Origin of the sequence: Streptomyces adustus (genome assembly GCF_009377175.1) — a bacterium.
In the GTDB taxonomy this organism is placed as follows: Bacteria; Actinomycetota; Actinomycetes; order Streptomycetales; family Streptomycetaceae; genus Streptomyces; species Streptomyces adustus.
Genome location: NZ_VJZD01000374.1, coordinates 1 through 6,130, shown reverse-complemented (window position 1 = coordinate 6,130; position 6,130 = coordinate 1). Strand labels below are relative to the sequence as shown.

Annotated in this window: 6 protein-coding genes and 1 pseudogene; 2 read left to right on the top strand and 5 right to left on the bottom strand. The window is 73.0% G+C overall.

Annotated features, from left to right (window positions below):
- Together FNH09_RS49305 and FNH09_RS47370 are read left to right on the top strand one after the other, a co-directional pair.
- A pseudogene (locus FNH09_RS49305) lies at window positions 1-127 on the top strand (2,3-diaminopropionate biosynthesis protein SbnA); the annotation flags it as partial.
- Complete coding sequence (locus FNH09_RS47370) at window positions 127-279, top strand: hypothetical protein (protein ID WP_162469988.1); 153 nt, start codon at window positions 127-129, stop codon at window positions 277-279. The pseudogene FNH09_RS49305 and the gene FNH09_RS47370, both read left to right, overlap by 1 nt.
- Before the next feature lie 17 nt (window positions 280-296).
- Here FNH09_RS47370 and FNH09_RS43545 read toward each other — a convergent pair whose 3' ends face one another.
- The 5 genes from FNH09_RS43545 to FNH09_RS43525 form a co-directional block, all read right to left on the bottom strand.
- On the bottom strand, window positions 297-860 hold the full coding sequence (locus tag FNH09_RS43545; RefSeq protein ID WP_338017861.1) for a DUF6197 family protein: 564 nt from the start codon (window positions 858-860) through the stop codon (window positions 297-299).
- Between the two features lie 34 nt (window positions 861-894).
- Window positions 895-1,089, bottom strand: a complete 195-nt coding sequence (locus FNH09_RS43540) for a hypothetical protein (protein ID WP_152895403.1) — start codon at window positions 1,087-1,089, stop codon at window positions 895-897.
- A gap of 109 nt (window positions 1,090-1,198) precedes the next feature.
- On the bottom strand, window positions 1,199-3,643 hold the full coding sequence (locus FNH09_RS49300; protein WP_238427448.1) for a DNA translocase FtsK: 2,445 nt from the start codon (window positions 3,641-3,643) through the stop codon (window positions 1,199-1,201).
- A 107-nt stretch (window positions 3,644-3,750) separates the two neighbouring features.
- Window positions 3,751-4,155: a hypothetical protein gene (locus FNH09_RS43530; protein WP_152895402.1), complete on the bottom strand. Its 405-nt coding sequence runs from the start codon at window positions 4,153-4,155 to the stop codon at window positions 3,751-3,753.
- Window positions 4,156-4,166: 11 nt separating this feature from the next.
- Entirely contained in the window at window positions 4,167-5,345 is a 1,179-nt protein-coding gene (locus FNH09_RS43525; RefSeq protein ID WP_152895401.1) for a hypothetical protein, read from the bottom strand.
- Between the last annotated feature and the right edge of the window lie 785 nt (window positions 5,346-6,130).

Here is a 6,130-nt window from a genome sequence, read left to right as displayed (position 1 = left end):
GGCGACCGTCCTGGCCAAGGTGGAGTACTTCAACCCGGGCGGATCCGTGAAGGACCGCATCGCCCTGCGCATGATCGAGGCGGCGGAGAAGAGCGGCGAGCTCCTGCCCGGCGGCACCATCGTCGAGTGGTCTGGCAGGCCTTCACGGACGATGACGGGGTGCTGGTCATCGATGTCGCCGCTGACGTGGTCGTGTACGTCAACCGCGCGATCGTCGATGGGCTGGTGTATCCGGCGTGGGTGGACGACTACGGGCGCCTGGTCATCGAGCTGGACTGACCGGCCCGGCCGGCGGGCTACAGCTGCCGGGCGTCGGCGAGGCTGGCAGCCTCTCCGAGCATGCGCGCCGGGACGCGGCCGCTGCCGTGGGCGTCGTTGAAGTCCGGCACGCTGATGTCTCCGCCGAAGCGGCGGTTCAGCGCGTCCCGCAGCACGGCGAGGGCGTCGGCTTCCAGGTTGTGGCTGCCGCCGGCTTCGGCGCGGATGGCGCCCATCATGCAGGTGGCGCCGCTTGCGTCGGTGAGGGCGCCGGAGCACCAGCCGCCGACCGTCATGCGGTGCTGCGCGCGCTCGAGGAGCGCGGCGACGGGCGTGCGGTAGGTCGCGGGCGACGCGGCCGGGGTGGTGTGCGTATCCGGGAGGGCGTCGGGGACGGTGACGACGTCGGTCAGGCTGACGGGGTCGGTGTGGATGTGGGCGGTGCGTACCTCGTAGGCGACGGCTGCTTCGTCCAGGCGGACCGTCATGGCGGCGTCGATGGCGGCGAGGCGGGCTTCGAGGCTGAGGGTCTCGCCGGGCCCCGCTTCACGGTGCGCGGCGGGTGCGGGAGCTGGCCGGGCCGGGGCGGGGGTGGCGGACACGGAAGTCTCCAGGGACCGGTAGGACGGTTGGGGGTCAGAGGGGGAGTGCGGCAAGCCAGCCGGTCACGGCCTCCAGGACGGCGGTGACGGCCGGTGCGAGGCCCGTGGACGCGAGAGCGAACCCGAACAGGACGCAGGCGAGCGCGCTGCCGAAGCGGACGTAGCCGGAACGCAGCAGCAGTACGACCACGATGCCCAACAGCAGCGCGGCAGAGATCGAGATGACCATGTATGTCTCCCGGATGAGGTCAAGACTGGTCCGGCCGGGTGCGCCCGGCCGGACCAGTGAGCGAGGGCAAGGAAGGGGCGAGGGCGGAGCGTGATGCCCGGCCCCGCTGTCAGGAGTCCTGTAGGACTTGCTCCAGGTCGGCGCGCAGCTCGCGCAGAACGTCGTCGTCGGCACCGACGGGCACCAGGACCTCGCGGGCCTTGCTGCCGTCGGCGGGGCCGACCAGGCCGCGCTCTTCCAGGGCGAACAGCAGGGCGCCGGCGAGTGCGAAGCCGACGCGCAGCTTGCGCTGGAGCATCGACTGCGACCCGAACCGCGTGGTGACGACCAAGTCGGCGGCCATCAGCAGCAGGTCCGGCGTGACACCGTCCGGGAGCTCCCAACCACCGGCACCGCCGCTGCCGTCGGCGACAGTGGCACCGGTGGATACCGGGGCGTAGACGCCGTGCTCGACCTGGAGCAGCCGGCCTTCCGTCACGAGGTCACTGAGTGCGTTGCGGACGGTGCCCGCGGTGGCGTCGACCAGGCCGCGGATCTCCTTGGCGGTCATCTCCCGGTCGACGACGTCCAGGACCTTGTCCTTGACCGTCTTGCGCGGCTTGGTTACCGGCGGCGGCCCGAACGAGCCGATACCGGCACCGGCGCCGCTGGTCGCGCCCGGCCCGCCGCCGCCGTCGTCGTCCTTGCCGGTGGGCGGCATCATCGTCCAGTCGTGCCACAACCCCAGATCGGTCAGAGCGGCGATCTCCCTGTCGGTGAGCGTGTTGATGCCGCCGCCCTCCGGGAAGATCTCGCCGAGTCCGTCGGGGGAGCCGTCGTCGGGCAGATGCACGTACAGGGTGCGCATCATGACCGCGTCGGAGCCGGTGACGGTGTGCCCCATCCCTTGGGTGGTCTCGCCGGGGGCGTCGCTCGCGGTGCCGAGCATGCGGTCCATGAGCGACATGTGCGCCCCGAGCCGGTCAGGAATCGGGGCGAGCTCGGTGTCGCCGGCGAGTCCGCCGGTGGCCTGCCGGGCAGCGATCCCGCCCGCGATCCGCAGGACGACACCGATGCCGCCCTGCACCTGGTCGCGCAGGCTTGCGCTGCCTCCGAGCTTGTCGAGGTTGAGGGACTGTCCGGCAAAGACGACGCCGATGCCGAACTTGCGGCCCTCGCGGGCGAGGACGTCCGTCATGGTCGCGATGTCGTCGCCGAAGAGGTCGTCGCCGGTCAGCGAGTTGAATTCGTCCAGGACCAGGACCAGGCCCGGGTAGGGGGAGTGGGCGGAGAAGTCGTGGCCGGCCTCCGCGTTCATCTCGCCGCGGATGTCCATCAGCGCGATGGCCGCCTTCAGCAGCCACCAGGTGAACACGGCGCCCGAGCCCTGCCGGTCGACGTGCCGTCCGACCGCGGACATCTGCGCGTCGGGCCGGGCTGAGGTGACCCAGTTCGCCAGCCCGGCCAGCGCCCACGCCGCACACATCAGCGCCAGGCTGACTGTCTTCCCGGAGCCGGTGACACCGACCAGGAACCCGTGGAGCGTGCCGGACGCGGACCGCATGTGGACCTTGGCGTCACTGCCGTCATGGGCGGTGCCGATCGTGTACCGGCCGTAGGCGTCGAGGGTGAGCAGGTCGCGGGTGGCGCGGCGGGCCACCTTCAACGGCGCCGACTCATACAGGGTCACCAGGACTTCGCTGCCGCGTGTCTCGGCGACCAGGCGCAGCTCTTCAGCCTTCACGCCGAACGCGGAGCACAGCTGGTCGTGATTGACGCGGACAACCTCGCCGGGCTCGACCTCGGCAAGGATCATGCCGCGTGCCGGGAGCTGTCCCTGCTCGGGCAGCCGCTCCACGCGGACGATGCGGCTGCCGGGGATGGCACCGCCGGGACGGGCGACGCGACTCGCCCACACGTCCTCGATGGCGTCGCCGTTGCCGCGGGTGGGGGCGACGGTCAGCCGGATCCGGCCCGGGCCGTGCTCGGTCTCTTCCAGGGACACGCACAGCGTCGGCACGCCGTAGCAGGCGGCGATGTCGGTGACCTCGATGCGCGGCACGGGCTTGCCGAGCGGGGCGACGATGTCACACACGAAGTCCGGGTGCTGGCCCGAGATGGTCTGCTCGATCTTCTCCAGCCAGGTGCCGGGGGCGACCTCGTGCTGGTCCCACAACTGCATGACCAGACCGGCGAAGCCGGGCGGGTAGGAGGTGCCGACGATGTCGTCGGCCGGTGTCCAGGTGGAGCGGGTCGCGGGCAGCCAGGCGGACATCAGGCCGCCCCAGGCGAGCGCGAGGGGGATCTCCCACCAGCCGGTGCCCGGGGCGATCGCGGCCGCGGCGTAGACGGCGCTGCCGGTGATCGGTGCGAGCAGCCGCTGTCCGCTGCGGACCGCCTTGCGGAAGTCCCTGCTCTTGACCTGCCGGTACAGCCACCAGGTGCTGGCGCCGCCGATCGCGGCGACCGAGGCGTGGGCGGGCAGCAGATCCATGCTGGGCAGTACGGCGAGCGCGGCGGTGGATGCCGCGTAGGCGGTCAGCTCGGCTTTCGCCCGGGCGGGCATCCTGCGCATCACGGCAGATCGAGTCCTTTCAAGGGTCCGGGAGGGGCGTGGGAAACGGGGGCGGGGCCGCGCCCGGCGTCCGGGTGCGGCCCCGCAGAAGGGGAGGGGTGGCGTGGTCAGCGCGGCACGTAGAAGCCGGGCTTGGCCTGGCGGGCGCTGGAGCTGGTCATGGCGGCGTTGATGCCGCCGTACTCGGCCTGGTGCTCGCTCCTGAGGTGGCTGGCGGCCTGGTGCACACGGTCGGCGGCGCCCGTCAGGCGCTTGCAGCCGCCGACGACCCTGCCGAAGGCCTCACCGACGTCGGCGACGGCCGCGACATGCGCCGGGTCGGCCTCCGCGGCCGCGCACAGCTCAGCGACACGGACGGCAGCGTTGGCGTTCGTCCGCATCCGCTGCGCCACCACTTCGGCCTCTTCCATCAGCGAGGCCGCGGCGTGCTGGAGAGCGTTGAATTTCGCGGCGATGGCGGTGTAGCCGTTGGCGGCGCCGTCCGCGGCGACCGCGGGTGCGATCTGTCCCACGAGAGCTCCCTTCAGTTCTCGTTGTGAATGCGCGCGCTCGGTGCGGCGAGGCCGGCGTCGACGGTGGCCATCTGGCCGGGCCGGTAGTCGCGAGCCATCGCACTCTCTTCGGCTTCCGCGATCTCGGCTGCGTCCAGGGCGTCCTTGGCCATCCGCTGGGCGGTGACCGCGAGCTGGCCGACCTGCTCGATCAGCAGCGCCACGGCCTTCATGGTGCGCGGGCCGCTGACGTTGTGGGTCTCCGCCAGGTCCTGCGCCATCACCTCCAGCTCGCCCACCAGCTGGCGGGCCTGGCGGGCGAGTTCGGCACAGTCGTCGTGGGTCTCCATACCGGCAGTGGTCAGCACGGTCAGGGCTTCCAACGCGTCGTCGAGGGTGATCTCGGTGGCGTGCCGAGCGGCCATGCCGCCCGCAGCAGGCACCGACGCAGTGACGGGAGCGACTGTCTGCGTGGCTGTGCGCGCGGGAGGTGGAGGCATAGGGATGGGTTCCTTTCTGCGGGTGGTGCCCGGCCGGGACCCGGCCGGACGCTGCGGTGCACGGGGCAGCGCCGGCGGCCCGCTGCGCGGCAGTTGCTGCGCAGCGGCTCCGCTCGGGCCGGACTGCCAGCGGGTGCCGTGGGAGCGGGCCGGGCCGTCCTGTTCCACGGTGATCGTCACGGCGGGCCCCGTGTCGGTATCGAACGGCGAGGCGCGCGGTTCGTACTCTGGCCCGGGCGGCCCGGAAGCGGCTTCCCCCGAACCGCTCCGCCCGTCCGAACCGTCCCGCCCGTCCGAGCCGCCCCCGCCGGACGGGCGGGCGGACGGCCTGCGGTTGCGGGGGCCACCAGTGGTCTTCCACTGGTCGCGACGGGCCTTCCACCGGCCGTTCACGGCCTGCCACAGCGCCTCTATCAGACCGACCCGCTCGCCGGGCGCCGTCCAGCCGTCATTGACCGGCGCCGTACGGCCGCCGCCCGAGGTGCCCTTGCCCGTCCCGCCCTGGGCAGCGCCCGCCGGTCCGGCATCGGCGCCGGTGCCGGACCGGCGGGCCTTCCACCGGTTACGCATCCGTTCCCCGGCCTTGTCCCAGAACGTGGGCGGGGTCTTGGCGTTCTTGACCGCGCCCCGGATCGCGGCCTTCGTGCCGACGGCCCCCGCATGGCTGCCGGGGGAGTGCTTGGTGGGGGAGTTGCGTTTGCCCTTGCTCAACCAGTCGGACGCGACCCGGCGCGGCGAGCGCCGCCCCGGACCCCCGGCCGCGTCGCCAGAGCCTGCTCCACGACCGCCGGGTTTCCCGGAGCCGCTCCCAGAGCCGCTACCGCCGTTTCGGCCCGACGGGCCCACGTTTCGCGGCGATGCGCCGTCAGTTCGGCCGCGCAGGCCCCCGTTTCGAGGGAAGACGGTGTCGGTTCGCCCGCGCGGGCCGGCGTTTCGGCTGCCACTGCCGAGCCCGTTCAAGGAGCTGCTGTGCCGGCCGCTGCCGCCCCGCCATGCCCTGCCCGAGCCCATGCCGCCGCCACCGCGTCCGGGGCTGCCAGAGCCCCGTCCCAGGGCGCTGCGCCCGTAGTCGTAGCTGGACTGCACATCCCGCCGTGCGGCCCCCGCCCGGGCGCGGACCGCATCGGCTTCCCCGGCATACCGGGCAGCGTCCGCGCTCGCTTTGGCCGCCAGCAGCTCCAGCTCCCGCTGGTGCGCAGCCGCCTCCGCGCGGCGCGGCCCTGACTCCTGAATCCACGTCTGCAATCCCTCGAACGCGGCGAGGGCGATCGCGAGGATCGCGGCCAGGGACAGCGCCCCGGTGCGAGGCGGGCCCGCGTCCGCAGCGGCCGGGCCCGGGTCCAGGCCGTCGCTGCGCAGGGCCGCCGGAACGGCCGCCGGCGCATGCGGCACGGCGGGCGCATCGAACGCGGAAATTCGAACAGTACTCGCGCTGTCTGAGGGCTCCGGGGGTGCTGCCGGGTCGCCGTTCAGGGTCGGTGGGGGCGGCACGGGCG